Origin of the sequence: Flintibacter porci, assembly GCF_041925195.1 — a bacterium.
Classification (GTDB): domain Bacteria; phylum Bacillota; class Clostridia; order Oscillospirales; family Oscillospiraceae; genus Lawsonibacter; species Lawsonibacter porci.
Map to the genome: position 1 here is coordinate 200,318 of NZ_JBHEVB010000005.1, position 24,854 is coordinate 225,171.

The window sequence follows — 24,854 nt, forward strand, 5'->3', positions numbered from 1 at the left end:
CTTCCTTTCTTTCCCAGGGGAAATGGACTGTTTCTATTTTAGCACAAGAAGCCCCCGGTGAAAAGGAAGAATTTTTGTTGGTTCTGCACAGAACAAAATTAAAGGCCAAAGAAAAAACAGATGAGACCATAGATCACGCTGGCACTGATCCCGAATACCAGCACCGGTCCGGCCACTACAAAGAACTTGGCGGCGGTGCCGGTAATATAGCCCTCACTCTTAAATTCCAGGGCGGGAGAGACCATGGCGTTGGCAAAGCCGGTGATGGGAACCAGGGTGCCAGCCCCTGCGTGCTTGGCCAGCTTGTCAAAAAGGCCCAGGCCGGTGAGAAGGGCAGAGAGGAAGATGAGGGTCACCGATACGGCGATGCCTGCGTCGTCGCCGGAGAGTCCCAGGCTCTCGTACAGATTGCGCAGCACCTGACCCAGGGTGCAGATGGCGCCCCCCACAAAGAAAGCCCACAGCATATCCCGCACCAGGGGAGAGGGACGGGCGTGAGCCTGAATAAGCTGATTATATTCCTGTTTGCTGATGTCCAAGGATGACCGCCTCCTTTTTTGCCAGCATGCCCGAAAACCGGAAGAAATATGCGCATTGTCCTCTTTTTCTCAGAAGGGGGACGTGCTATAATGACCACGAAAACCATACGGGAATCCGGCATAGACGAGGAGGAGACGGTCATGGCGTTGGATACAGAGAAATTGTTGGAGCAGGCATCCCAGGCGGTGCGGGAGGCGGGAGAGCTTTTTGCCCGGCGGGATATGGCGGGACATATCCGTCAGAAGGGAGCCACCGACTTTGTCACCCAGGTGGACCTGGAGGTGCAGACCATGCTGCAGAAGCGGCTGGCGGAGATCGCCCCGGAGGTGCAGTTTATGGGGGAGGAGAAGGACAACTCCCAGGTGGATCTGTCCGGTGCGGTGTGGATTCTGGACCCGGTGGACGGCACCACCAACCTGATCCACGGCTACTGTCACAGCGCGGTGTCCCTGGCCCTGGCCGAGGGAGGCGAGGTAACCATGGCCCTCATCTACGACCCCTATGCCGGGGAACTGTTCACCGCCCGAAAGGGACACGGGGCCTTCTGCAACGGACAGCCCATCCATGTCAGCGGGGCTCAGCACCTCAGTGACAGCCTGGTGGACGTGGGCACCAATCCCGGCGAGCGGCACCTGGCCGACCGCACCTTTACCTGGATGCGGGCCATCTATGACGCCAGCCACGACGTACGGCGCATCGGCGCGGCCTCCATCTGCCTGTGCTATGTGGCGGCGGGCCGGATCGACGGCTATGTGGAGGGAGGTCTGAAGCCCTGGGACTTTGGAGCGGGGATGCTCCTGGTCCAGGAGGCGGGAGGCATGATCACCACCGCGGAGGGCAAGCCCCTTACCCTGGACGGCCCCAGCAGTGTGATGGCGGCCAACGGCCACATTGGCCCCGAGCTGCTGGCGCTCATTCACCAATAAGAAAAAGGGATCTGCCTTGGGCAGATCCCTTTTTTATCCCTTTTGATCTTGCAGCATGGCATCCACCTCGTGGCGGGGACAGCGCCAGTCCCCCTCGCCCCGGCGGTAGTAGGTGCCGGCGTAGGGGTCGCCGCCGATGTAGACGGGGCGGTCTTTCTGTGAGGCACGGGGAACGAAGATGGCTACGATGTCGTTTTTCCCGCTGCGGAAGATCTGCACGTCCTCCGGCTGGAGGATGTTGGCGCTGACTACGGTGGGGTCATTCACCATGTCCCAGAATTCGTCCACCAGCTCCTGGGGATCGAAGAGAGGCACGGAGTAGAGGGACTTGTCCGCTCCCTCGGCCACCCCCAGCAGGATGACACCCCCCAGGGTGTTGGCGAAGGCGGAGTAGGTCTCCCACAGGCTGTGGGGCAGACCGCCCTGGGCACGCTTGGCCTCGATGCGGTTGTCCTCCTGGTATTCCTCCAAAAAGTCCAGCTCATCCAGCACAGAAATCGCCCCCTTTTTCTCCAGTATACTCGGAAGAAAAAGGGGGCGCAAGGCGTTACTGCCAATTTTTTTGGGCAAACTCTAGAGCGTTTTGCCAGAAGATTTTTTCTACCAGGGAGCGGCTTAGACCACGGTTCATCAGGTACTCCCCCAGGACGGGCACCTTGCGGCAGTCGTCCAGACAGGGGGGCAGGTCGGCTCCATCAAAGTCGGAGCCCAGAGCCAGACAGTTCTCGGCTCCTAATTCCAGAAAGTGGCAGATGTGGCGGTACAGGTCGTCAAAATCTGCCTCGTTTCCGTCGGAGCGCAAAAACGGACTGTAATAATTAAGACCGATGATACAGTTTCGTATCACCATCTCCCGGATTTGCCAATCCTCCAGGTTGCGACGGTGGGCACAGACGGCGCGGGCGTTGGAGTGGGAGGCGGCGAACGGTTTTTCAGCTATCTCCAGTACGTCCCGGAATCCGGTGTCGTTGAGGTGGGACACGTCCACCGTGATGCCCGCCTCCTCCAGAGCCCGGACCGCCTCCTTGCCCAGAGGGGTAAGGCCGTGGTCGGTCTCGTGACCGGAGCCCAAGGCGTTCTCTCCGTTCCAGGTGAGAGTCACCATCCGCACCCCGTCCCGGCGCAGCTCCTCCACATGCTCCAGACCCGCCCCCAGCAGAGAGCCGTTTTCCACCGTCAGCACCAGGGCGGTTTTCTTTTGCTCCCAGGCGGAAGATATTTCCTGGGCCGTGGTGCAAGCAGAGGCCTGACAGGTGCGGTCCAGAAGCTGCCGCTGGAAGCTGTTTTGATGAAAGCGATAGTAGCCCAGCGCCTCCTGGGGAGTGAGACCGTCGGGGACAAAGACGGCGCAGCACTGACACCAGAGGATGGTCTGGACTTTCGACAGAGCAAAGGCGGAGCAGGGATCGTCCAGGGTGTCCCGGCAGCGCAGAGGGCTCATAAAGGCGGTGAGGGTATCGCAGTGGAGATCGAACACAGGCATGGGGGATTCTCCTTTCCGGTTTTCCACATTCTATGGCTCCGGTGTGGAAGGTTATCCCTCGCCGGGCTTTTTCATGGTGAGGCTGATGCGCTTTTTCCCCTCGTCCACCGACAAAACCCACACCGTTACCACATCCCCTACGGACAAAAGCTCGCTGGGGTGCTTCACCCGCCGGGGCAGCTTGCTGATGTGGACCAGGCCGTCCTGGTGTACGCCGATGTCCACGAATACGCCAAAGTCGATGACGTTGCGCACCGTGCCCTGAAGCTCCATGCCCGGTTTCAGGTCCTTGGCCTCCATCACGTCGGTGCGGAGGATGGGGGGAGGCAGCTCGTCCCGGGGGTCACGGCCCGGCTTCATCAGCTCCTTGATGATGTCGGCCAGGGTGGGCACGCCCGCCCCGCAGACCTCCGACAGAGCGTCCAGCCCCTGTTTCTCCGCCCGCTGCTTCAGCTCGCCGATCTGTCCCTTGCTCACGTCCTCCAGAGTGTAGCCGCAGGCGGCCAGGAGCTTTTCCGCTGCCGCGTAACTCTCCGGGTGGACTCCGGTGTGGTCCAGCACGCTCTTGCTCTCCGGGACCCGGAGGAAGCCGGCGCACTGTTCAAAGGCCTTGGGACCCAGCTTGGGGACCTTCAAAAGCTGCTTGCGGGTAGTAAAGGCGCCGTTCTCCTCCCGGTACTTTACCACGTTCTTTGCGGTGGTGGCGTTGAGACCGGACACCCGCTGCAGGAGGGAGGGAGAGGCGGTGTTGGCGTCCACACCCACCGCGTTGACGCAGTCCTCCACCACCCCGTCCAGGGCCTCGCCCAGTTGGGCCTGAGGCATGTCGTGCTGGTACTGGCCCACGCCGATGGCCTTGGGGTCGATCTTTACCAGCTCGGCCAGGGGGTCCTGGAGCCGCCGGGCAATGGATACGGCGCTGCGGAGGTTCACGTCAAACTGGGGGAACTCCTCGGCAGCTAGCTTACTGGCGGAATAGACGCTGGCTCCCGCCTCGCTGACGATCATATAGGACACGCCGCCCCCCAGCTTCTGGATGAGTTCCACCGTCATCTTCTCGGTCTCCCGGCTGGCGGTGCCGTTGCCGATGGCGATGTGCTCCACGTGGTGCTTTTTCACCAGGGCGGACAGCTTCTGGATGGCCTCCTGCTTCTGGCGCTCTCCATAGGTGGGGTAGACCACCGCCGTGTCCAGCACCTTGCCCGTGCCGTCTACCACAGCGACTTTACATCCCATGCGGTAGCCCGGGTCCAGACCCATGGTCACCTTGCCCTTGACCGGAGGCTGCATGAGCAGGGGCTTGAGGTTCAGGGCAAACATGTGGATGGCCCCCTCGTTGGCCTGGTCGGTGAGGTGGCTGCGGATCTCACGCTCCAGGGAGGGCTCGATGAGGCGGTCGTAGGCGTCATCGGCGGCGGCGCGGACAAAGGCCATGGAGGGCGCGCCGGGGACCAGCACCGCGCGGCGCACGGCCACGTAGGCGGTCTCCGCGTCCAGCTCCACCGAGACCTTCAGCACATCCTCTCGCTCGCCCCGGTTGATGGCCAGTACCTGATAGCCCTGGATGCGGCTGACCGGGCACTTGAAGTCGTAGTAGAGGCGGTACACCGTGTCCTCCGGCTCCTTGTCTGCCGCCTTAGACACCACCAAGCCCCGGCGAAGGAACAGCGAGCGCAGCTCCTTGCGGATGGCGGCGTCGTCGGAAATTTCCTCCGCGATGATATCGCTGGCTCCCTGGAGGGCGGCCTCAATGCTGTCTACCCCCTTCTCCGGGTCGATGAAATCGGCAGCCGCCGCTTCGGGGGCGGGACAGTCCCGACTCTGGGAGAAGAGCAGCTGGGCCAGGGGGGCTAACCCCTTCTCCCGGGCGATGGTGGCACGGGTGCGCCGTTTCTGCTTGTAGGGACGGTACAGGTCCTCCGCTTCGGCCAGGGTTTTGGCGGCGTCGATGGCGGCGGAGAGCTCATCGGTGAGCTTACCCTGATTTTCAATGGAGGTTTTGATCTCGCCCTTGCGCTGCTCCAGGTTGCGCAGGTACTGGAGGCGCTCCGCCAGCTGACGCAGCAGCTGGTCGTCCATGGAGCCGTGGAGCTCCTTACGGTAGCGGGCGATAAAGGGAATGGTGGCTCCCTCGTCAATGAGGGTGACCACGTTTTCCACCTGCTGGGCAGGGCGGCCCAGCTCGGCGGAGAGAGTTTCGATGATCTGATCCATGGAGAAACGCTCCTTTTTATCCGATTACTCATAAGTGTAGCGAAAGCGGGAAAGAAAGTCCAGAAAAAATTGAGACGCAGCCAGGGCGGACGTGATATAATAAAAATAATAAACAGGAGAGGGGGAGGACTATGCGGGAGCTGAGCCAGATCGACCAAGAGCTCAGACAGGTGCGGCGGGACCTGGACCGGGCGGGAAAGCTGGATGCCATGCTGGCCGACCTGGGGAAGCAGCATCTCCAGCAGCGCAAAAAGGCGGCAGAGGCCTTTGAGCGGCTGAACCGGGCAGAGGAGAAGGAGGCCTTTTTGGCCTCCGGCCGGGAGGCAGAGCACGAGACCGGAAAGCTTCGCCGGGACAAACAGGAGGTGGCCCAGGCCCGGGCGCGGTATGAGGAAGCCGAGTGGGACCTGCGGGACTTGGAGGACCGTCTGTGGGACGTGAAGGAGGAACGGGCCAAACTGGAGCAGCAGGAGAGCCGGTATCAGGCTCTTTTGAAGGAAAAGGAGCAGTATTTGTGCTGTACCGGCAGCAGCCAGGTTCCGCGGTTGGTGGAGATCGCCCGGGAGATGGGGACGGCGGACCGCCTGATCCGGGAGGAGCAGGAGGCTCTTCAGGCGGGAGAAGAGGCGCTGAAGCGGCTGAAAGAGCTGGCCGGTGCGTTGGAGCAGGCCAAAGGCCGGGGCTGGGATATGCCGGGAGGGTATATCAGCATGCAGACGGTCCAGGCCTATGCCCGGGACACCCGGGGAGCGCTGAGCCGTCTGCGCACAGAACTGGCCGGACTGACCCCAAAAGATGTGCCTCTTGTAGACCTGGAGGGGTATTCTGCCTTTGCCGATTGTTTCCTGGAGCAATTGTTTTCCGATCTGTTTGAGCCGGAAGGAGAAAAACAGACCCGGGAAGGGGTAACCAACACCCTGTGCGAAGTGGAGGCTCTGGTGGACGGACTGCGCCGGGAATTGGAGGGACAAAAGAATACCAAGCAGTCCCTCCAGCAGGAGCGGGAGAAGCTGCTGGCCGGAATATAGAGGAGGAAGGAACCATGAAGGACTATCAAGAGCAGCTGGAGACCTTGCAGAAATGGATTGACGAGAGCCGAAACATCGTCTTTTTCGGCGGGGCGGGTGTGTCCACCGAGAGCGGAATTCCCGACTTCCGCAGTGTGGACGGCCTTTATAATCAGCAGTACAAATATCCCCCGGAGACCATCCTCAGCCGCAGCTTTTTTGACCGGGACCCGGAGGAATTTTACCGTTTTTACCGCAATAAGATGCTCTGTCTCACCGCTAAGCCCAATGCTGCCCACAAAAAGCTGGCTCAGCTGGAGGCGGCGGGGAAGCTTAAGAGCATCGTGACCCAGAACATTGACGGCCTGCACCAGGCCGCCGGAAGCAAGCGGGTGTGGGAGCTCCACGGAAGCGTGCTGCGAAACCGGTGCATGGCCTGCGGCCGGGACTACCCGGTCTCTGCCATCGCCGACAGCCAGGGGGTGCCCCGGTGCAGCTGCGGCGGCATCATCAAGCCCGACGTGGTCCTCTACGAGGAGAGCCTCAGCTCCCGGGTGCTCCAGGGGGCGCTGAGCGACATTCAGCAGGCGGACATGCTTATCATCGGGGGCACCTCCCTGGTGGTCTATCCCGCCGCCGGGCTGGTGAACTACTACCAGGGCCACCGCTTGGTGCTCATCAACAAGTCCACCACTCCCTATGATAAAAATGCAGACCTGGTTCTCTCCGGTCCCATTGGAGAGATTTTGGACCAGATCAAGGTATAAAAAATTGGCAGGTCAAACGACCTGCCAATTTTTTTATGCTCAGCGACGGCGGTGGGGACGGCTCATGGCAAAACCCATGGCCGCGCCGCACAGGCCGCCTATAATGTGGGTCAGCTGGGAGATGTTGTCCTGGGCGGTGACGGCGTCTACGATCTCGCCGCCCAGATACAAAATGACCACCACAATCAGGGTCAGAGGAATGGAGCCATTGCGCATGCCCGCCAGGGAAGAGAGGACGATCATCATAAATACGATGCCGCTGGCACCCAGCAGGGCGGTGGCGGGGAAGAAGATAAATTGCACCAGCCCGGAGACAAAGGCAGTGAGCACGATGCAGCCCAGCAGCCGCTTGCTGCCGTACTTCTCCTCCAAGGGCGGCCCCACCACCAGAAAGAGCATCATATTGCTCATAAAGTGAGTGTAGTCCGCATGTCCCAGCACGTGGGTGAACATGCGCAGATAGGTCAGCGGGTCGGTGAGAGGGGAGCGATAGACGGTAAACAGCAGCCAGGTGGTGCGTTCTCCGGTAAACTCTCCCAGAGCCAGCGCGCCCAGGGAGAGAAGAAAGAAGGTAAGCACCACCGGGGAGTTATATTGGATCCGCAGTTCCTTCATCTCAGTGGTTGATCACCCGCACCCGGATCATGCCGGGGATCGCACGCAGCTCGTCAGCCACCGCGTCTTTGATGCGGCCGTTCAGGTCCACCATGGTGTAGGCGTAGTCCTTCTTGGACTTGTTGGTCAGGTTCTCCACGTTGACTCCCTCATCGGAGAGAATGGTGGTGATCTTGGTCAGCATGGCGGGGATGTTCTTGTGAATGAGGCACACCCGGGAGATGCCGCTCCAATCCTGGTGGACGTTAGGCAGGTTGACGGAGTTTTTGATGTTGCCGTTGATAAGATAGTCCTTCAACTGGTCGGCGGCCATGCGGGCGCAGTTTTCCTCGCTCTCAGGGGTGGAAGCGCCCAGATGGGGCAGAGCAATGACGTTGTGGACCAGGGCGATCTTGTCGTTGGGGAAGTCGGTGACATACTTGGCGACCCGGCCGGACTCCAGAGCGGCGATCATGTCGTCGTCGTTGACCAGTCCGCCGCGGGCCAGATTCAGCACCCGCACCTGGCCCTTCATCTTGGAGATGGCCTCGGCGTTGATGAAGTCCTTGGTGTCGTTGGTGTAGGGTACATGGATGGTGATATAGTCGGAGACCTTGTACAGCTCGTCCACGCTCTTTACCACATGCACGTGGCGGTCCAGCCGCAGAGCGGCATCCACCGACAGGAAGGGGTCATAGCCGTACACGTCCATGCCCAGGTCCAGGGCGATGTTGCACACCAAAGCGCCGATGGCGCCCAGACCAATGACGCCCAGGGTCTTGCGGTAGAGCTCGGGGCCCACAAAGGCGCTCTTGCCCTTTTCCACGGCGGCGGCCAGATCCACGTTGGGGGTGTGAGCCTGCTCCTGCACCCACTCGGCGCCGCCCAGAATGTCACGGGAGGCGATGAGCAGGGCGGCAATGACCAGCTCTTTCACTGCATTGGCGTTGGCGCCGGGGGTGTTGAAGACCACAATGCCGTTCTCGGAGCAACGGTCGATGGGGATATTGTTGGTGCCGGCACCCGCCCGGGCGATGGCCCGCAGAGCATCGGGGAAGACATAGTCGTGCATGGCGGCAGAGCGCACCAGGATGCCGTCCTCATTTTCCACGTCATTGCCCACCTGGAAGCGGCTCTTGTCCAGCTGGTCCAGGCCGGCGGAGGAGATCTTGTTCAGAGTTTTGATACGATACATAATAATAACCTCGAATCTGGAGTGAATTCAAATTTGTATGTCTATGTGGTGAGACCGCGGGCCACGCCCGCGGTCTCGGGAAAATCAGTTATTCTTGTCGAAAGCCTTGATAAAGTCGCACAGCTTCTCTACGCCTTCCACGGGCATGGCATTGTAGATGGAAGCGCGCATGCCGCCGGTCTTGCGGTGGCCCTTCAGGTTGGTAAAGCCCGCCGCGGCGGCCTCCTGAACGAACTTGGCGTCCAGCTCCTCGTTGCCGGTGCGGAAGGTGACGTTCATCCCGGAGCGGGAGCCCTTCTCCGCGTGGCAGTGGAACAGGCGGGAGTTGTCCAGGGTGTCATAGAGCATGGAGGAGCGCAGGGTGCGCAGCTTCTCCATTCCTTCCACGCCGCCCTGCTCGGCCACCCAGTCCAGGGTCAGGCCCAGCATGTAGATGCACCAGCAGGGGGGAGTGTTGTACATGGAGTCCTTGTCGATCATGGTCTTGTAGTTCATCATCAAGGGGGTATAGGGCAGCTCGTGGCCGGCCAGATCCTCCCGGATAATGACCACCGTCAGACCGGCGGGGGCCATGTTCTTCTGGGCGCCGGCGTAGACGATGCCGAACTTGGACACGTCCACCGGGCGGGAGAGAATGTCAGAGGACATATCGCACACCAGAGGCACGCTGCCCGTCTCGGGGACGTACTGCCACTCGGTGCCGTAGATGGTGTTGTTGGCACAGTAGTAGAAGTAGCTGGCGTCGGGGGACAGCTTGAGCTGCTCCTGGGTGGGGATATAGCTGTGGTTGCGGTCGCTGGTGTCAGCGGCGATATTCACGGTGCCGTACTTGGCGGCCTCCTTGGCGGCGATGCCGGCGAAGTTGCCGGTGACCGCGTAGTCAGCTTTGCCGTTGGGGCCCATCAGGTTCAGAGGAATCATGGAGAACTGGCCGGAAGCGCCGGTCTGCAAAAACAGGATCTTATAGCCGTCGGGCACATTCATCAGGCGGCGCAGCTTCTCCTGGGTCTCGTCAAAAATCTGCTGAAAGACCTTTGAGCGGTGACTCATCTCCATCACTGACATGCCGCTGCCGCGGTAGTTGGTGATTTCTGACCCAGCGCGCTCCAGGGCAGAAAGCGGGAGCATGGAAGGGCCAGCGGAGAAATTGTAGACACGCTCATTCATTTGGGAGAACCCCTTTCATTTTCAAACTGATTCCGGACAGCTCGCCTGCCGGAATACTGTTTATTATAGTAAAGGGGCAAAGTTGTGTCAATCCTTGCGGGGAAGAAATCTCTCCTCCCACGCTCAGGCTTGGGTCTGGGAGGCCTGGATGGAGAAAACGTAGGTCAGATTCTGTGTCTCGCCGTCGATCGGAAACAGGTACTGCTCATAGACCTCGTAGCCGGAAAAGTCCATTTGACAGGTGATGTCCCAGCCGTCGATGTTCCAGGTGCGTTCTCCGGCCACCGTCTCCCGCAGTTCCTGGTCAAGGGTGCTCAGCTCCTTGCCGGGCAGCAGTTCCCGCTGACCCAGCAGGGCATGAACGGCGCGCACGGCGTAGTCAGAGGGGGGCTCGTACAAAAAAGCTTCCTGAGCGGAGACAATGGAGAAGGAGACCTGGGTGAGCTGGCCGTCTTTTTCAGTAAAACGGAAGGTGGGAGGCTCCACGCCCGTGTGGAATACAAAGACATTGGGATCGGTCTGGTACCACTTCCCGTCCGTGCCCAGTTTTTCGCCCGGAGAGTCGGGGGCGCTGGCGTAGGTCAGCAGGTGGTTGTAATTGCTGGTAAATTCCTTCGCGGTAAGAGACCCATGGTGCCAGGGGGTAGCCGCCACCAGAGAGGCCAGCATGGTAAGGACAATGATGGCCGCATAGCAGCCCACATAGCCCACGACCCGCAGCACGCTGCCCTTCTGCTCAAAGAAGGGGGTCCAGCCGCCGGAGGGGTCGGACCAGCCCTCGTCATCCAGGGCCCAGAGTTGGGATACCTGATGGCTGCACCGCTGAAAGGCCAGGATCGAGGTGATCAAGGAGACCAGAGGGATCATCAGGCCCAGGCCAAAAACCACCACCTGGCCGGTACGCCACAGGGCATCCAAAAAACCAAAGTAGCTGCCGTCCGAGCGGGTTAGCTTGAGACCAAAGAGAGCCTTGCCCGGGGTGGTGCCGAAAAAGTGGAGACAGGCCGCCTCCAGTACACACATCAGACCCAGCGCCATGGCGACATTTGCCACATTCAGCCAGAACGACGTGGATAAAATATTGACCCGCAGCACCAGAGATAAAAACAGCTCCCACAGAGTGAGACAGAGGGCATAGTCCAGCGTCCGGGCAAAATACCGCCGCCAGGGACAGCGGTTGCCCAGCGTATCCGACGCGTCCCGCACGGGAGGGAGCTCCGCGGAGATGGCGGGATTCCAGAAGAGGTAGCGCTTCGGCTGGAGATTGTCCCAACTGGGGCGGTCGGCCCGCAGCTGCCGGCACAGTTCCGGGGCGTGCTGAGTCTCCGATGCTTTTTTCTCCAGGGCATCCCCTACCTCAGAGAGTACCTGGTCCAGGGTGCGCGTCCCTTTCTCCAGGGCCTGGATATCTTCCAGGGAGCAGTCCAGCTGCCGCAGGAGCTTGATTTTCAGCAGAGTGTCCAGATCCTCCTGCCGGTAATCCCGGTAGCCGTTGGCGGCTCGGGCGGGGTGGATGAGGCCTAAGCTCTCATAATAGCGCACATTGGCACGGGGCAAGCCGGTGGCGTCCTCAATTTCTCGGATGGTCATAAAGGTGCTCCTTTCCCGATATGGTCCTTTCTGGTGCCAGTATAGGGTATCAAGTTCCTTTACAGTCAAGATATTTTTCACATTTCTACCCTTATCATAACAAGATAGGGAGAAGATGGAAATAAAAAACCGCCCGCAGAGCGGGCGGCCAGATGAGAAACCTGAAAAGGAAGAAAGACTAACGCAGCACCCACTGGAGCATCAGCAGCAGGCCGAAGCCGGGTACTCCCAGCACGCCCAAAATGAGGGCGTTGACCAGGTTGACGCCCAGAGAGACGCCTATGAACTGTCCCACCTGGCTGAACAGAGCCAGCACCGCCAGGCCTACCGCCGAGCGGGCAGCCAGACGGAGAAGACGGCCGAGGGGACGGTGGAGCAGAGCCAGGATGGACAGGGCCAGCAGAGCGACGGCCAGCCAGGGTACATCGGGGGCGGTCATGGGGCGCACTCCAGCTCTTTGACCCGGCGCAGCAGGTAGTCGTACCGGGACTGAAGAGCCTTGATCTCAAAGACATAGGATTCGATCAGGTCGCTGTCGCACACCGTGTTGAAGCCGCCGTAGGCCTGCTGGATCTGGGTGCGGGTGCTGGCCAGGGAGGCCAGAAGCTCCCGCCGCTCCGCCTCCAGGGCGGCGGACTGTCTGCGCCGGGACAAAAAGGGGCGGGCCGGCTGAGCCATGGGGATCCCTCCTTTCGTACACTGCTAGGATATGCTTAGTTTGGACAATTATTCCAACCCCTAAACAAAAAATGGACCTGCCCGAAGGCAGGTCCGGAAAGAAATTGAATTTAAACCAGCACATCCTCGCAAAGAGTCTGCAGCACGGCGGAAAATTCCGCCCGGGTCACAGAACCTGCGGGGTCCAGAACGGTTTTGCCGCCCACCGTGCGGCCGGCCAGAATGCCCTCGGCCACTGCCCATTCCATGGCGGTACGGGCCCAGTCGGCCACATCCCCTTCGTCGGCGTAGCCGCTCAGATCGGCACGCTGGGAGGTGGAGACACCGCACTTTTTCACATAAAGGAACAGAGTCTGGGCCATCTCCTGGCGGGTCAGGCTGCGGTCAGGTGCAAACTGCTTGGGACTGGTACCAGCCATCAGCTGCTGGCTGGTAGCCCAGGAGACCGCATTATAACTCCAGTGAGTCTGGGGTACATCGTCATAGTGGCTGATGGTGCTGTCAGGCTGTCCGGAGATGTTGTAGAGGGTCTGCGCCAGCATGGCCCGGGACAGCTGCTGATCGGGCGAGAAGGTGCTGCGGGTAGAGCCGGTAAGCAGGCCGTGGGACACTACGTAGTCTACCGCGTCATAGTACCAGGCGTTGGGAGCAATATCCCGGAAGTCGGAGGCAGCGGGGGCGGGCAGCTGGTCATACAGGTGCACGTAGTAACACTGCTCGTATTTTTTGTTGTCGCTGGGGGACTGGTAGGCGATGGTAAGCATATACAGGATAGAGTCGGCCTGAGAGGTAGTGGAGCTCAGGTCGGCCAGATAGCTGACGCTGCCGGCGGTGGTGCGGTCCTGGATGGCGGCCTGGCCCCGGGCGAGCAGGGCATTGCCGGTGATGGAGTAGGTGCGGCCCTGGGTCAGCTGGGTGGACACGCCGCTGCTGGCGCTGGTGAGGCTGCCGTCCGCAGAGAGTACGTCGCCCACCGGCCGGTCCTGGCCGCTGAGCAGCTCATATACTCCATCTCCGTTGAGGTCGGTGAGATAGTCCACCGTCAGGGTGACCTGCTGAGCCTGGGGAGTGAGGTTAAAGGTCATGTCCTTGGTCAGACGGTTGACGGGGGTGACGTAGTCCATGGACTCCACCTTGGTAAAGGCGTTGGAGCTGTTCCGGCGGTAGAGAGCCAGATCCAGGTCCAGGGTGGGGGAGTCGGAATTTTTCGCGGAGATGGCCACCTGAGCAAAGCCGCCGCCCGCCAGGGGATCGGCAGCCAGGGCCGGGACCCCCAGAGTGAGGGTCAATGTCAGGATCAAAGCGGCAGTCAGGCCGCGTTTCATGTGCAGCAACATAGTAGCTCCTCTCGAAATGAAATAGAATCCAGCCGATTGACGGCGAAAAAATCGAAACCGGAAGAGACCGGTTTCTGGTAAGATATCAGAAAGTTTTACCTGATCTTGAAAAAATATTATACCGGAATCAAAGAAAAAATGCAAGATGGAAGTGGCTGGCGCCCAGATTTAAGACTGTTTACCGGTAACACGGCAAGAAGTAAACCGAAAAAGAAATGGGTTGACAATCGAGACGGCGGAATGTATACTAATCTCAAATTTGGTTTACGATATGACAAGAGAGGAAGGAACTGTAATGACCCAATCGCCTGTGCCCGCTGCCGGCAGCCGGGGAAAGATCTATGTGATGTCTATGATCGCCGTGATGACTGCGGTGACCTGTGTACTGGCTCCCCTGTCCATTCCCATCGGGGAGGTACCCATTTCCTTTACCAATCTGGTGATCTATTTCACCCTCTATCTTCTGGGATGGAAGCGGGCTTCGGTGAGCTATATTGTCTATATGCTCATTGGTATGGTGGGTGTGCCGGTGTTTTCCGGCTTTGCCGGAGGACTGGGGAAACTGGCCGGTCCCACCGGAGGCTACATCATCGGCTTTTTGCCCATGGCGGTGATCGCCGGTCTGGTCATCGACCACACCCGCAGCCGCCTTTTGCAGCTGCTGGGTATGATTTTGGGAACCGCGGTGTGCTACGCTATGGGCACGGCCTGGTTCTGTTTCTCCACCAACACCGGATTGATGGCCGCCCTGTGGATGTGCGTGATCCCCTTCATCGCGGGCGATCTGGTGAAGATGGCTCTGGCCATGACCATGGGCCCCATGATCCGGGGACGGCTGGAGAAGGCGGGCCTGCTGCAAATCTGAAAAAACGGAGTGGACGTAACGTCCACTCCGTTTTTTTACAGCAATTTTTCGTAGCAGTTGAGATCCTCCGGCAAAAAGCCCTGGAAGAGGAAATGACTGGTGCCCGCAAAGCGGTAGCCCAGACGGGGATACATGGAGTTGGCGGGCTGGTTGTTCACATAGGTGTCCAGACGGATGACCCGCTTGCCCTGCTGACGGCAGTGCTCTTCGCAGAAGGCCACCAACTCCCGGGCCTTGCCCTTGCCCGACCAGGCGGGGTGAATGACCAGGGTGTGGATGACGCCCACCTCGTTGTCCTGAGCGGCGTACTGCCAGGGGATGTTGGCGTACTCAGGCAGCTGTTCCCCATTGAGGTTGACGCAGCCGTACACCTCACCGTTTTTCTCGGCGGTAAAGAGTGTGCCGGCCTCCAGGGCGGCACGGGCGGTGTCCACGGTGGGGTACTTGCCCCGCTGCCAGTTGGTGAAGGAGACCGGACGGGCGTCCTCCTCTGCCAGAATCGCCTCGTAGATGGCGGCGATGGCGGGCAGGTCTTGGGGATTGGCAGGTCGGATCATAAAAAGGCCTCCTTTTCCATCAGTACCGGGGCACCCAGCTGGTGAGGAACCACACCGGGAGCAGCCAGGTAAGCAGGAAGATCAGCAGATTCAGAGGGGACAGCGAGCCAAAGGCGGCCACTGCCGTCAGATAGTAGGCCAGCAGTACCCCTACTGTGGAGCCAATACAGGTGAGGATGGCGCCGAAGCGGGTGGCCCGGCGCAGACGCCGGGCACCTACCACCGAGTCGGCGTAGGGCACCAGGCCCTCCCGGCACAGCACGGCGGTGAGGATGGGATTGTGGGGCTGTTCCGGGTCGGACAGCTCCCGGCGGCGCTCCACAGGGGGAAAGTCCATCTTGTCCGATGCCAGCTTGAAGCGCTGGTGGAGCATGGCGGGGATGATGTTAAAGTCCCGGGTCGCCAGTACCGGCCCCACTTTTTCCCGCAGCAGGGCGTCCAGAGAAGGAAATACCCCGTCATGCAGGCTGTAATTGAGGGCAAAAATGCCGGCCAGATCTCCGTCAATAGCACAGAACACGGCGTTTTTCACGTTCAGGCCGGGGGGAAGGGGGACCTCCATCAGATTCATAAAGGAGGCCGAGCCCACCAGCACCTGATAGCCACGGATGTTGGCGGACAGGCCGCCGCCCTCATAGCAGCACAGGTGGTCGGCCTGGCGGAACAGGCCGCCTTGGGCCCGCAGCAGATCATGAAAGAGCTTGGTCAGGCCGCTGCCCGAGTCCCGGATCAGGGTGGCAGTATAGCTGAGCACCCGCTCGATGGAGTAGTCGCCAAAGACCTTGATGCCGTTGAACTCCACATAGCCGGGAGGAAACAGGTCGCCGTCATAAATCAGTACCCGGTCCCCCTTTCGGGTCTGGAGCAGGCCGGGCCATCCGGCCAGGGCGGCGCCGGTCTGGGAGAGACGGCGGGTCACCTTGTGGAAGGGGCGGCCGTAGACCAAGGCGCTGCCAAAGGCAGCGGCGGAAGTAAAGGTGGCCGACAGGCACCACAGAAGGTACTCAGGCCGGTTGGCCGCCACCGAGGACAAAATGGAGAACAGCAGGCAGGCCAGCAGCAGGATGGGACAGTAGCGGCGGTAGATCCGCTGGGCTCCGTCGTCGGTCTGGATCTGACTGCCAAAGCCGTTGGGCACACCGGACCACTTGCAGTAGGTGTCCCGGCCGTTCCACTTGCCCTCGTCCAGGGTAAGGAGATAGGGCTCCGCCGCCGCGGCGGCCGTGCGGCAGGCCAGACGGAGTCCGCATTTTTTGTGATAGGTCCCGTGGGTCAAAAAGAACAGACCCACCAGAACTGCGGCGGTGTAGGGCAGCTGGCCCTCCCGGTTTTGTACCATGGCCAATACCAAGCCATCGGCCAGAGTGAAGATCACCGACAGGGCGCACAGGGTATCCATGCCCACTTTGCCGTGGAAGGCCCGGGCCAGTCCGGTAAACAGCACATCGGCGGACAGGAGAAAGCCCGCGCCCAACAGGCCGCAGGCGATCCAGACCTGGATCTGATAGTCGTCCAGCGGGGGCAGCCATACATAGTTGAGGGCAGGCACCAGCAGCTGGAATATAGCCACCGCAGCCAGCAGGAAGATGGCCAGGGAGCGCAGGCGCAGGCCCTTGAGTCCCTTTCCATATGTACGGGCCAGCTGCTGGGGGGCAATGTCCTCGGGCATGGGCTCCTCCCGCCGGGGGCGGTGGAGCAGACGGTAGAGCAGACTGGGGATCTGAGGCTGGGGAGGCTCGTCCTCCTGGTCGGTGCCGGGGATCAGCTCCTCCAGACGGCGGATCTCCTCCTCGTCCATCTCCTCCGACTCCTGGAACATCTGGTCGGCATACCGGTCGGCCTTGCGGCCCAGACGCTTGAGCAGAGAGGACAGCAGGCTCTCCTCCGGGGGGAATTCCACCACGCCGGAATCATCTTCTCCGGCGTCTTCCTCTTCCTCCTCCTGGGATGCCTCTTGCTCTTCCTCCTCCTGCTGGGAAGAAGATTCCGGCTCCTGTTCAGTCTGGTCCGGCGGAGAAGCGGTCTCTGGTTCCTCCGGGGCATCCGAATCCTCCGGTTCCTCTTGAGGCATCGGGGCAGGCCGCCGGGGGAAGGCCAGTACCTTGCCCTCCGGCTGGTCCAGGGGAGAGTTTACGGGGACAGCGGTGCGTACCGTGCTGCGCCGGGTGCCATACTCAGCCAGGATATCTTCCAGAGAATAGATCTCTTCCCCAGGCTCCTGGGTGGGATGCTTCGTATTCTCCGGAGTGGTTTTATTGGGTTTTTCTTTGTCACGCTGGCGCATAAGCGGCTCCTTGGTGGTGGTTCGTGAGAATAATTATCCGCCTACGCGCTGCCGGACGGCCTCATAAAGAAGCACGGCGGCGGCGGCCGAGGCGTTGAGGGAGTTGATCTTGCCGAACATGGGGATGGAGACGGTGAAGTCACAGTTTTCCGTGACCAGACGGCCCATGCCGTCTCCCTCGCTGCCGATGACGATGGCGGCCGGGCCCTTCAGGTCGGCCTGATAGAGGGAGGTAGTCCCTTCGGCGGCAGTGCCGAAGACCCACACGCCCGCCTGCTGCAGCTCCTTCAGAGCGGCCACCAGGTTGGGCACCCGGGCTACGGGCACATGGGCCACCGCACCGGCGGAGGTCTTGGCTACCACGGCGGTGAGTCCCGCGGAGCGGCGCTTGGGGATGATGACCCCGTGGGCACCGGCGGCGTCGGCGGTACGGATGACCGCACCCAGGTTGTGGGGATCGCTGAGCTCGTCGCACACCACGATCAGGGGCTTTTCCCCCTTCTCCCGGGCGATGGCGAGAATGTCGTCCACGGTGACATACTCCCGCACCGCGCACAGGGCGATGACGCCCTGGTGGGAGTGGGTACGGCTCATGCCGTCCAGCTTGCGCCGGTCGGCGTCCACCACCACGATGCCCTTTTCCCGGGCGGTGGAGGCGATATGCCCCAGGGTGGCGTCGGTCTCGCCTTTCGCGATGAAAATTTTGTCGATGGTCACGCCGGCGCGCAATGCTTCGATGACTGCGTTGCGGCCTTCGATCACGCCGTCGCTTTCCGCCTCGATGGGGGCGGAACGGCGCAGGGGGGGACGTTTATTCATGGATTGAAAACCTCCAAAATGAGCGGTAAAAAATCAAAATGCGATACAGAATATACTATACCATATTTTCCACCCTGATGGAAGGGAAAAATTGTGCCTGGAATACCGGGTTTCACAGAAAGTTTACAGCACTCTTTCTTGTTTTTAAAGGAAGAGTGTGGTATAGTAATCACTGCGAATCTGAGATGAACCGGGCCGAAAGGCTCTGGTTCCCCATTTTTTTGTGCCAACAAGCGACGGAGGTATTCTCATTTGAAGCCAGAAAAAAACAATAACAACCGAAACAACAAACGCAATGTGATCGGTCTGGTCAGTATTGTCCTCTGGGCACTGTTTTTTACCATTTTGCTGCGCAGCTGCCAGTCTGCCTATGAAAATGCGGACACGGTTCAGGTGCCCTACACCACCTTCAAGGAGTGGTTGGTAGAGGACAAGATCAAAGAGGTCAACGTAGAGACCAGCCAGTACACCTTTACCCTGCGGGAAGGGGTGACGGTGGAACTGCCCAAGGAGGAGAGCAGCCAGAGTGAAAGCTGGATGAACTCCCTCATTCCCTCTACCCAGAAGCCGGAGGATGTGAAGTATATTACTGTGCCTCTGGCCGGAGTGGAAGACAGCGAGCTTTCTGCTCTGCTGGAGGAGCACACAGACGTATCCTACACTGAGCCAGTGGACAGTTCGGCCTATCTGCTCAGCCTGTTCCTGTCCTACATCCTGCCTTTGGTAGTGATGGTGGGCCTGATGCTCTTCCTGTTCCGCGGCGTGGGCGGAAAGGGCGGAATGGGCGGCATCGGCGGCGTAGGCAAGTCCAACGCCAAGGTCTATGTGGAGAAAAAGACCGGCGTCACCTTCCGGGATGTGGCCGGTCAGGATGAGGCCAAGGAGTCTCTCCAAGAGATCATCGATATTCTCCACAACCCCCAGAAGTACACCGAGATCGGCGCCAAGCTGCCCAAGGGCGCCCTGCTGGTAGGCCCTCCGGGTACCGGTAAGACCCTGCTGGCCAAGGCAGTGGCCGGTGAGGCGGGCGTGCCCTTCTTCTCCATCAGCGGTTCCGACTTTGTGGAGATGTTCGTGGGCGTGGGCGCCAGCCGTGTCCGTGACCTGTTCAAAGAGGCCGCCAAGATGGCCCCCTGTATCATCTTCATCGACGAGATCGACACCATCGGTAAGTCCCGCGATAACCGCATGGGCGGCAACGACGAGCGGGAGCAGACCCTCAACCAGCTGCTGGCTGAGCTGGACGGCTTTGACCCCAGCAAGGGTATCATCGTCCTGGGCGCCACCAACCGGCCCGAGGTGCTGGATAAGGCCCTGCTGCGTCCCGGCCGCTTCGACCGGCGCATCACCATTGACCGGCCCAACCTGGCTGGCCGTCTGGCCACCCTCCAGGTGCACACCCGGAAGATCAAGCTGTCTGAGGACGTGGATCTGAAGAAGATCGCTCTAGCTACCGCCGGATGTGTGGGCGCGGATCTGGCCAACCTGGTCAACGAGGCCGCCCTGCGGGCCGTGCGCCATGGCCGCCGCCTGGTGACCCAGGAGGACCTGCTGGCTTCCTTCGAGTTTGTCATCGCCGGCAGCGAGAAGAAAAATTCCGTGCTCACCGAGTTTGAAAAGAAGCTGGTTGCCTATCACGAGGTGGGCCACGCCATGGTGGCTTACAAGCAGAAGAACGCCGAGCCGGTGCAGAAGATCACCATCGTCCCCCACACCGAGGGTTCTCTGGGCTACACCCTGCTGATGCCCGAGGAGGATAAGACCAACCTGCGCACCAAGGAAGAGCTCATGGCCAAGATTACCGTCTCCATGGGCGGCCGTGCCGCCGAGGAAGTGGTGATGCACACCATGACCAACGGTGCCTCTCAGGATATCCAGGAGGCCACCAACATCGCCCGGAACATGGTCGCCATGTTCGGTATGAGCGACGAGTTCGGCATGATGGCTCTGGGTTCCGTCCGCAACCAGTATCTGGACGGCGGCTACGGTCTGGACTGTGCCCAGGAGACTGCCGCCATCATGGATAAAGAGGTCAAGATCATTCTGGACCAGTGCTACAAGGCAGCGGTGGAGCTGCTCAAGGAGAACCTGGAGGATATGCACAAGGTGGTGGAGTACCTGCTGCAGAAGGAGACCATCACCGGCGGCGAGATGGTGGCCATCATCGAGGGCCGCGACCCCGCTCTGGTGGAGGACGCCTACGCATCCACCCACGCCAAGGCAAAGCCTCTGCCCGGGGATATTGAGCCTCCCGCCAAGAATATCCACATGGTCAGTGAGGAGATCAAGCCCCCTCTGCCTCCCCAGGAGGACGAGGGCAGCGACGCCAAGCCGGAGGATCAAGCCTCTGACGACTCCGACAAACCGCAGTCCCCGGCCCAGCCGGAGGAGGAAAACGCCTCTGACTCTGAGGAGACAAAGGAATAACAGCACGGTTTTTAGCCGGGAAGCGAGCTTCGCTTCCCGGCTTTTTCTCTGCAAGGGATCCTTGCGTGACAAAACGGGGGCATATTTGGTATGATCAAGGCAGAAAGGGGGAGTGGTTATGCGTTTATCCATCGCGAAGCACATCCGCAGCCTGCGCAAGCGTGCCGGGCTGACCCAGGAGGAGTTGGCCCAGCGGTTATATGTGACCCGGCAGACCGTCTCCCTGTGGGAACTGGGAAAAACCCGGCCCGACGTGGAGACCCTCCAGGCCATTGCCGACTGCCTGGGGGTGGATCTGCTCCAGGTGCTCTACGGACCGGAGCAGACTGCGGCCCAGGGCACCATACGCCGGCTTATCGTATGGGCGGCGGTGAGCGGAGGAGTCGGGGCGCTGCTCTGGGGCGTGATGGCCCTGGTACACAGCTGGCTGGGGCGGCCGGAACTGATTGGCTCGGTCTGGTTTGTGCCTGTGGGCAGCGGATATCTCTGGATGGGATTGTATGGCTGCTCCCTTCTGGCGCTGCTGTCCGGGATGTGGCTGGGAAAAATTTTGAACCCCGTACCCACTCGCCCCCAGCCGCTGTGGATGGGGATGGGAATGGCGGTTCTGGCGATATGGATCACCTATTGTGTGAGCCTGCAGATACCGCTGCCCTGGGCCAGTTTGGCTGCCTGGCGGATGCAGCAAGCACCGTGGCTGTTTCTGCCCCTGGGGCCGTTCTTCCACCGGAGCTGGCTGTCGTGGCGGCACATGTTGGGCCTGAAACAAGAAAACGCGCTCTGAGAGGAATCTCAGAGCGCGTTTTGATCGCTTACAGGCACCGGCGGTAGGTGCGGGTAATTTCCCGCAGCTTGCCGGAGACATAGGGGTTGAAGGCGTCCATACGTACCCGCCAGGACCAGTTGTGGTCGCCGGAGGTGCCGGGGGTGTTCATCCGGGCGTCAGCCCCCAGGCTGAGCACATCCTGGAGGGGGGCCATGGCCAGATAGCTGCCGGAAGCCCAGGCTCCGGCAATGAGGCCCCAGCCCAGTCCCTCGTCCTCCCGCAGGCGCAGGTACTGCCGGGCAAAGCGGGCCTGGTCGGGGTTGCCCTGGGTCAAAAACTCCATAAAGGTGGGGGTGTCGTGGGTGCCGGTGTACACCACGGAGAATTTTTCACAGTTGTGGGGCAGATAGGCACTCTCCCCCAGGTGGTCAAAGGCAAAGACCAGCACCTTCATGCCGGGGATGCCGCAGGTGCGCACAAATTTCAGCGCGTCGGCGTCCAGGTCGCCCAGGTCCTCGGCAATGAGCTCCAGCTCCGGAGCGGTGCGCTGGAGAGTTTTCAGCAGCTCCATACCCGGGCCGGGCTCCCAGTGGCCTTCCTTGGCGGTCTCCGCGTCGGCGGGAATGGACCAATAGGTGTGGAAGGCGCGGAAGTGGTCGATGCGGATGGCGTCGTAGAGCCGGGCACACCAGGTGATGCGCTCCCGCCAGAAGTTAAAGACGCCCTTCTTGTTGCCCTTCCAGTCGTACAGGGGGTTGCCCCAGAACTGGCCGTCGGCGGTGAAGGCGTCCGGGGGCACGCCGGCCACATTGGCCAGATGGCCATCCTCATCCAGCTGGAACAGCTCCGGGTGGGACCAGCGCTCCACGCTGTCGGCGGAGAGATAGAAGGGGATGTCGCCCATGATGCGGATGTGTTTCTGGTTGGCGTACTCCTTTAAATGGAACCACTGGCGGTAGAAGGTGTCCTGGAGAAAGATGTGGAAGGCCACCCCATCGGGGTCGGGCTGGGCGTCCTCGGGCCACTCCTCCCAGCTGGTATCATACTGGTCGTGGAGGGCGGCAAAGCGGGCGTAATCGGCCAGCCAGGGCAGGTCGGGCTCCTCCTGCTGCTGGGCGGCGGGGAGCTGGGCGTAGCGCTCAAAGGCCTTGCGCAGCAGGGGAATGCGGGTGGCGTTGAGGCGTTCGTAGTCCACCCGGTCCGGATTTTCACACCGGGCAGATTCCAGCTCCTCGGTGGTAAGCAGGCCCTGGGCGGCCAGCTCGTCCAGGTCGATGAGCAGGGGGTTGCCCGCAAAGGCGGAGGTGGACATGTAGGGGGAATTTCCGTGGCCCAGGGGGACCAGAGGCAGGATCTGCCAATAGCTCTGGCCCGACTCGGACAGAAAGTCCACAAAGCGGCGGGCGGACGCCCCCAGAGAGCCGATGCCGTAAGGGCCCGGCAGGGAGGAGACGGCCAGAAGAATGCCGCTGAAGCGCGCGTCGTACATGGAATCAGGGTCTCCTTTCAGGGTTGAATGGGCGGAACCCGGCAGGGGGTTCCGCCAAAAAAATCTATGTCTCAGTATACCAGAAACTCTGGAAAATTCAAGAAAAATCCCCCCGGCACACCTGGTCAAAAAAGGCCAGGGTGCGGTCGTTGGTGTCCCGGCTCTCCGGCCAGTCCCACCAGCCAACTTCAAAGACGTGGGTGGCTCTGGCACTCTGCTGCCGGGACCAGTGGATCACCTGGTGGGGGAAGGGGGAGTGGTCCAGGTAGCGCATGAGCCGCTGGCTCTGGGCGTAGTAGCGGTCGGGCTGGCTGGCGATGACCAGAATGGGAGGCAGAGGCAGACCGGGAGCGGTGTCCTCGAAGCTGACGTGCCCCCGCAGGGGAGAGCGCCGCCAGGGACGGCCCAGCATTAGGTGGAGATACTCCCGGGTGAGAGCCCGGTCCAGCAGGGGGGTGAACAGGCGGAAGCGGTACACGTCGCACACTCCATGGGCGATGGCCAGGGCGGAGAAAGAGAAGGGGAGGGGATCGACCTGATAGAGCTTCTGAAGGTCGGGGCTGAGCTGGACGCAGGCGGTGAGCCCGGTGAGATGTCCCCCGGCGGAATCCCCGGTGAGCAGCACCCGGCTGAGGTCAAAGCCGTGTTCTGCTCCGTGCTCAGCCAGCCAGTGGAGGCTGGAAAAGACGTCCTGCACCTGCCCCGCCACCGTCACCTCAGGCACCAGGCGGTAGCTCATGCCCATAACGGCGTAGCCCCGGGAAGCCAGGTACATGCAGTAGTTGCGGTTGAGCTGCCGGTCCCCGTACATCCAGCCGCCGCCGTGGATATCCACCACTGTGGGCAGGGGACCGGACACGCCTGCCGGGCGATACAGGTTCAGGGTGTGCATGGGATGGCCATCCTCCTCATAGGGCAGGCCCTCCCACACGTCAACCCCCTGAGGGGGCGTCTGGGAGGCCAGACGGATGGCGTCCCGCTGGGTATTCCCGTCCCATTTCTTTTGGATCATGCGGCGGATCAGTCGTCCCATGGAAGATCCCTCCTTTTTGGATTCAGGTACAGCATAGCGCAATGTTTCTCCGGCTTCAAGAAAAAACAACGCCGCCAGAGGATATTTTTCCTCTGGCGGCGAAACAATGATTTAGACCGATTCCCGCCGGACCACGGTGTAGCCCAGCATGGTCTGGCGCACCGGCGCGTCGTCCCGGCGCTTCTGGTCCGCCATGGACAGCAGAAGACGGGCGGCCTCGGCGCCGCAGTCCTCATAATAGAAGTGAGCGGTGGTGAGCTTGGGGGAGATGTGGATCCCGGCCCAGCTGTCGTCGATGCCCGCCACGCTCACGTCCTCCGGCAGGCGCTTGCCCGCCGCCCGCAGGGCCTCCATAGCGCCCAGGGCAATGAGGTCGGTGGCGCACATCACCCCGTCCACGTCGGGGTGCTCGGCCAGCAGCTGCTCCATAGCCGCCCGACCTCCCTCTACGGTGAAGGGGCTCAGACGGGTGGGAATGTCGGGGCTGAGCCCGGCCTGGGTGAGGGCGGCGCGCACGCCCTGGCGGCGGTTGAGGCCCACCGCCACGTCCAGTTCAGTGACGCCGATGTATACCAGCTTCCGGCGTCCCCGCTGGATGAGGCAGTCCATCAGCTCCCGGGCGGCGTTGAAGTCGTCGTGGTAGACACAGGGCACGTTTTGGGAGCGCTGGCCCACTACCACCACCGGTACGGAGCACTGGCGCAGCATCTCCTGGTGCCGGGGGGTGAGAATGGTGGCCATGAGCAGAATGCCCGCCACGCAGCGGCTTTGAAACAGGTCCAGGTAGGTCAGCTCCTGCTGGGGATCATCGTCCGTGTTGGCCAGCAGACACAGGTAGCCCTGCTCGGACAGGACCTGGGTGACACCCGCGGTGACACGGCTGACGGCGTCGGAGCTGATTTTGGGGACAATGAAGCCGATGTAGTCGGTGGATTTTGTGCGCAGGGACTGGGCTGCCGCGTCAGGGCGGTAGCCGGTGCGGTCGATGGCGGCCTGGATGGCCTCCCGCTTGGGCTGGCTGAGGGAGCCGCCGTTGAAGTAGCGGCTGACGGCGGCACTGGATACGCCGGCCAGCTGTGCGATCTCCTTCATAGTCATATGGGGGAGCCTCCTTTG

At 61.1% G+C, this 24,854-nt stretch carries 23 protein-coding genes and 1 pseudogene; 6 read left to right on the forward strand and 18 right to left on the reverse strand.

The window, feature by feature from the left end; all coding sequences use genetic code 11:
* Window positions 1–98: 98 nt before the first annotated feature.
* Complete coding sequence (gene spoVAC, locus ACEVJL_RS07245) at window positions 99–539, reverse strand: stage V sporulation protein AC (RefSeq protein WP_235395438.1); 441 nt, start codon at window positions 537–539, stop codon at window positions 99–101.
* A 90-nt stretch (window positions 540–629) separates the two neighbouring features.
* On the opposite strand from spoVAC, the gene ACEVJL_RS07250 reads away from it, so the two are divergent.
* Entirely contained in the window at window positions 630–1,466 is an 837-nt protein-coding gene (locus ACEVJL_RS07250; RefSeq protein WP_374737336.1) for an inositol monophosphatase family protein, read from the forward strand.
* 33 nt (window positions 1,467–1,499) lie between these two features.
* Here ACEVJL_RS07250 and ACEVJL_RS07255 read toward each other — a convergent pair whose 3' ends face one another.
* From ACEVJL_RS07255 to ACEVJL_RS07265, 3 genes are read right to left on the reverse strand one after another with little or no spacing between them, the layout of a single operon-like run.
* Window positions 1,500–1,958 carry an AlbA family DNA-binding domain-containing protein gene (locus ACEVJL_RS07255; RefSeq protein ID WP_374737337.1) on the reverse strand — a complete coding sequence of 153 codons (459 nt, stop codon included), beginning with the start codon at window positions 1,956–1,958 and terminating at the stop codon, window positions 1,500–1,502.
* Window positions 1,959–2,013: 55 nt separating this feature from the next.
* The gene (locus ACEVJL_RS07260; protein ID WP_235395452.1) at window positions 2,014–2,949 is read right to left on the reverse strand and encodes a dipeptidase; all 936 of its coding nucleotides are present in this window, start codon (window positions 2,947–2,949) and stop codon (window positions 2,014–2,016) included.
* A 51-nt stretch (window positions 2,950–3,000) separates the two neighbouring features.
* Window positions 3,001–5,163, reverse strand: coding sequence for a Tex family protein (locus ACEVJL_RS07265; RefSeq protein WP_374737338.1), 2,163 nt, complete (start codon window positions 5,161–5,163; stop codon window positions 3,001–3,003).
* A gap of 131 nt (window positions 5,164–5,294) precedes the next feature.
* Here ACEVJL_RS07265 and ACEVJL_RS07270 point away from each other — a divergent pair, with 131 nt between their 5' ends.
* Window positions 5,295–6,191 (forward strand): hypothetical protein, encoded by an 897-nt coding sequence (locus tag ACEVJL_RS07270; RefSeq protein WP_374737339.1) that lies wholly within the window; start codon window positions 5,295–5,297, stop codon window positions 6,189–6,191.
* Between the two features lie 14 nt (window positions 6,192–6,205).
* The gene (locus ACEVJL_RS07275; protein WP_374737340.1) at window positions 6,206–6,937 is read left to right on the forward strand and encodes an NAD-dependent protein deacylase; all 732 of its coding nucleotides are present in this window, start codon (window positions 6,206–6,208) and stop codon (window positions 6,935–6,937) included.
* Between the two features lie 39 nt (window positions 6,938–6,976).
* Here ACEVJL_RS07275 and ACEVJL_RS07280 read toward each other — a convergent pair whose 3' ends face one another.
* From ACEVJL_RS07280 to ACEVJL_RS07310, 7 genes are all read right to left on the reverse strand, one after another.
* Entirely contained in the window at window positions 6,977–7,552 is a 576-nt protein-coding gene (locus ACEVJL_RS07280) for a rhomboid family intramembrane serine protease (RefSeq protein ID WP_008981575.1), read from the reverse strand.
* Between the two features lies 1 nt (window position 7,553).
* Entirely contained in the window at window positions 7,554–8,726 is a 1,173-nt protein-coding gene (locus tag ACEVJL_RS07285) for a phosphoglycerate dehydrogenase (RefSeq protein WP_374737341.1), read from the reverse strand.
* 84 nt (window positions 8,727–8,810) lie between these two features.
* The gene (serC, locus tag ACEVJL_RS07290) at window positions 8,811–9,893 is read right to left on the reverse strand and encodes a 3-phosphoserine/phosphohydroxythreonine transaminase (protein ID WP_151076282.1); all 1,083 of its coding nucleotides are present in this window, start codon (window positions 9,891–9,893) and stop codon (window positions 8,811–8,813) included.
* A 123-nt stretch (window positions 9,894–10,016) separates the two neighbouring features.
* Entirely contained in the window at window positions 10,017–11,483 is a 1,467-nt protein-coding gene (locus ACEVJL_RS07295) for a MerR family transcriptional regulator (RefSeq protein ID WP_374737342.1), read from the reverse strand.
* Window positions 11,484–11,661: 178 nt separating this feature from the next.
* Complete coding sequence (locus ACEVJL_RS07300; RefSeq protein ID WP_020989885.1) at window positions 11,662–11,922, reverse strand: pro-sigmaK processing inhibitor BofA family protein; 261 nt, start codon at window positions 11,920–11,922, stop codon at window positions 11,662–11,664.
* Window positions 11,919–12,161 (reverse strand): YaaL family protein, encoded by a 243-nt coding sequence (locus ACEVJL_RS07305; protein ID WP_110442075.1) that lies wholly within the window; start codon window positions 12,159–12,161, stop codon window positions 11,919–11,921. The genes ACEVJL_RS07300 and ACEVJL_RS07305 overlap by 4 nt, the downstream gene beginning before the upstream one ends.
* Before the next feature lie 110 nt (window positions 12,162–12,271).
* Complete coding sequence (locus ACEVJL_RS07310) at window positions 12,272–13,498, reverse strand: S-layer homology domain-containing protein (protein WP_374737343.1); 1,227 nt, start codon at window positions 13,496–13,498, stop codon at window positions 12,272–12,274.
* 295 nt (window positions 13,499–13,793) lie between these two features.
* Between ACEVJL_RS07310 and ACEVJL_RS07315 the strand changes: the two genes are divergently transcribed.
* Entirely contained in the window at window positions 13,794–14,363 is a 570-nt protein-coding gene (locus ACEVJL_RS07315; protein ID WP_235395479.1) for a biotin transporter BioY, read from the forward strand.
* Window positions 14,364–14,398: 35 nt separating this feature from the next.
* On the opposite strand, the gene ACEVJL_RS07320 is transcribed toward ACEVJL_RS07315, so the two are convergent.
* Genes ACEVJL_RS07320 through rlmB form a run of 3 tightly spaced genes read right to left on the reverse strand, consistent with a single transcriptional unit; the run spans window position 14,399 to window position 18,023 of the window.
* Window positions 14,399–14,920 (reverse strand): GNAT family N-acetyltransferase, encoded by a 522-nt coding sequence (locus ACEVJL_RS07320; protein ID WP_235395481.1) that lies wholly within the window; start codon window positions 14,918–14,920, stop codon window positions 14,399–14,401.
* 19 nt (window positions 14,921–14,939) lie between these two features.
* Complete coding sequence (locus ACEVJL_RS07325; RefSeq protein WP_374737345.1) at window positions 14,940–17,204, reverse strand: hypothetical protein; 2,265 nt, start codon at window positions 17,202–17,204, stop codon at window positions 14,940–14,942.
* A 33-nt stretch (window positions 17,205–17,237) separates the two neighbouring features.
* Window positions 17,238–18,023, reverse strand: a complete 786-nt coding sequence (gene rlmB / locus ACEVJL_RS07330) for a 23S rRNA (guanosine(2251)-2'-O)-methyltransferase RlmB (protein WP_110442079.1) — start codon at window positions 18,021–18,023, stop codon at window positions 17,238–17,240.
* A gap of 252 nt (window positions 18,024–18,275) precedes the next feature.
* Between rlmB and ftsH the strand changes: the two genes are divergently transcribed.
* Window positions 18,276–20,450 (forward strand): ATP-dependent zinc metalloprotease FtsH, encoded by a 2,175-nt coding sequence (gene ftsH / locus ACEVJL_RS07335; RefSeq protein WP_374737346.1) that lies wholly within the window; start codon window positions 18,276–18,278, stop codon window positions 20,448–20,450.
* 118 nt (window positions 20,451–20,568) lie between these two features.
* Window positions 20,569–21,234 (forward strand): helix-turn-helix domain-containing protein, encoded by a 666-nt coding sequence (locus ACEVJL_RS07340; RefSeq protein ID WP_374737347.1) that lies wholly within the window; start codon window positions 20,569–20,571, stop codon window positions 21,232–21,234.
* A 28-nt stretch (window positions 21,235–21,262) separates the two neighbouring features.
* On the opposite strand, the gene malQ is transcribed toward ACEVJL_RS07340, so the two are convergent.
* The 4 genes and pseudogenes from malQ to ACEVJL_RS07360 all read right to left on the reverse strand — a co-directional run.
* Complete coding sequence (gene malQ / locus ACEVJL_RS07345; RefSeq protein WP_374737348.1) at window positions 21,263–22,705, reverse strand: 4-alpha-glucanotransferase; 1,443 nt, start codon at window positions 22,703–22,705, stop codon at window positions 21,263–21,265.
* A 97-nt stretch (window positions 22,706–22,802) separates the two neighbouring features.
* The gene (locus ACEVJL_RS07350) at window positions 22,803–23,738 is read right to left on the reverse strand and encodes an alpha/beta hydrolase (protein ID WP_374737349.1); all 936 of its coding nucleotides are present in this window, start codon (window positions 23,736–23,738) and stop codon (window positions 22,803–22,805) included.
* A gap of 111 nt (window positions 23,739–23,849) precedes the next feature.
* Window positions 23,850–24,737, reverse strand: a complete 888-nt coding sequence (locus tag ACEVJL_RS07355) for a LacI family DNA-binding transcriptional regulator (RefSeq protein ID WP_328245330.1) — start codon at window positions 24,735–24,737, stop codon at window positions 23,850–23,852.
* Window positions 24,711–24,839, reverse strand: a pseudogene (locus ACEVJL_RS07360) (LacI family DNA-binding transcriptional regulator); the annotation flags it as partial. The pseudogene ACEVJL_RS07360 and the gene ACEVJL_RS07355, both read right to left, overlap by 27 nt.
* Window positions 24,840–24,854: the final 15 nt, after the last annotated feature.

Bases quoted from the DNA above. Each gene is read 5' to 3' on its own strand.
- ACEVJL_RS07250 (WP_374737336.1), top strand. From the start codon at position 630: ATGACCACGAAAACCATACGGGAATCCGGCATAGACGAGGAGGAGACG.
- ACEVJL_RS07260 (WP_235395452.1), bottom strand. From the start codon at position 2,949: ATGCCTGTGTTCGATCTCCACTGCGATACCCTCACCGCCTTTATGAGC.
- ACEVJL_RS07265 (WP_374737338.1), bottom strand. From the start codon at position 5,163: ATGGATCAGATCATCGAAACTCTCTCCGCCGAGCTGGGCCGCCCTGCC.
- ACEVJL_RS07270 (WP_374737339.1), top strand. From the start codon at position 5,295: ATGCGGGAGCTGAGCCAGATCGACCAAGAGCTCAGACAGGTGCGGCGG.
- ACEVJL_RS07275 (WP_374737340.1), top strand. From the start codon at position 6,206: ATGAAGGACTATCAAGAGCAGCTGGAGACCTTGCAGAAATGGATTGAC.
- ACEVJL_RS07280 (WP_008981575.1), bottom strand. From the start codon at position 7,552: ATGAAGGAACTGCGGATCCAATATAACTCCCCGGTGGTGCTTACCTTC.
- ACEVJL_RS07285 (WP_374737341.1), bottom strand. From the start codon at position 8,726: ATGTATCGTATCAAAACTCTGAACAAGATCTCCTCCGCCGGCCTGGAC.
- serC (WP_151076282.1), bottom strand. From the start codon at position 9,893: ATGAATGAGCGTGTCTACAATTTCTCCGCTGGCCCTTCCATGCTCCCG.
- ACEVJL_RS07295 (WP_374737342.1), bottom strand. From the start codon at position 11,483: ATGACCATCCGAGAAATTGAGGACGCCACCGGCTTGCCCCGTGCCAAT.
- ACEVJL_RS07300 (WP_020989885.1), bottom strand. From the start codon at position 11,922: ATGACCGCCCCCGATGTACCCTGGCTGGCCGTCGCTCTGCTGGCCCTG.
- ACEVJL_RS07305 (WP_110442075.1), bottom strand. From the start codon at position 12,161: ATGGCTCAGCCGGCCCGCCCCTTTTTGTCCCGGCGCAGACAGTCCGCC.
- ACEVJL_RS07310 (WP_374737343.1), bottom strand. From the start codon at position 13,498: ATGTTGCTGCACATGAAACGCGGCCTGACTGCCGCTTTGATCCTGACA.
- ACEVJL_RS07315 (WP_235395479.1), top strand. From the start codon at position 13,794: ATGACCCAATCGCCTGTGCCCGCTGCCGGCAGCCGGGGAAAGATCTAT.
- ACEVJL_RS07320 (WP_235395481.1), bottom strand. From the start codon at position 14,920: ATGATCCGACCTGCCAATCCCCAAGACCTGCCCGCCATCGCCGCCATC.
- ACEVJL_RS07325 (WP_374737345.1), bottom strand. From the start codon at position 17,204: ATGCGCCAGCGTGACAAAGAAAAACCCAATAAAACCACTCCGGAGAAT.
- rlmB (WP_110442079.1), bottom strand. From the start codon at position 18,023: ATGAATAAACGTCCCCCCCTGCGCCGTTCCGCCCCCATCGAGGCGGAA.
- ACEVJL_RS07340 (WP_374737347.1), top strand. From the start codon at position 20,569: ATGCGTTTATCCATCGCGAAGCACATCCGCAGCCTGCGCAAGCGTGCC.
- malQ (WP_374737348.1), bottom strand. From the start codon at position 22,705: ATGTACGACGCGCGCTTCAGCGGCATTCTTCTGGCCGTCTCCTCCCTG.
- ACEVJL_RS07350 (WP_374737349.1), bottom strand. From the start codon at position 23,738: ATGGGACGACTGATCCGCCGCATGATCCAAAAGAAATGGGACGGGAAT.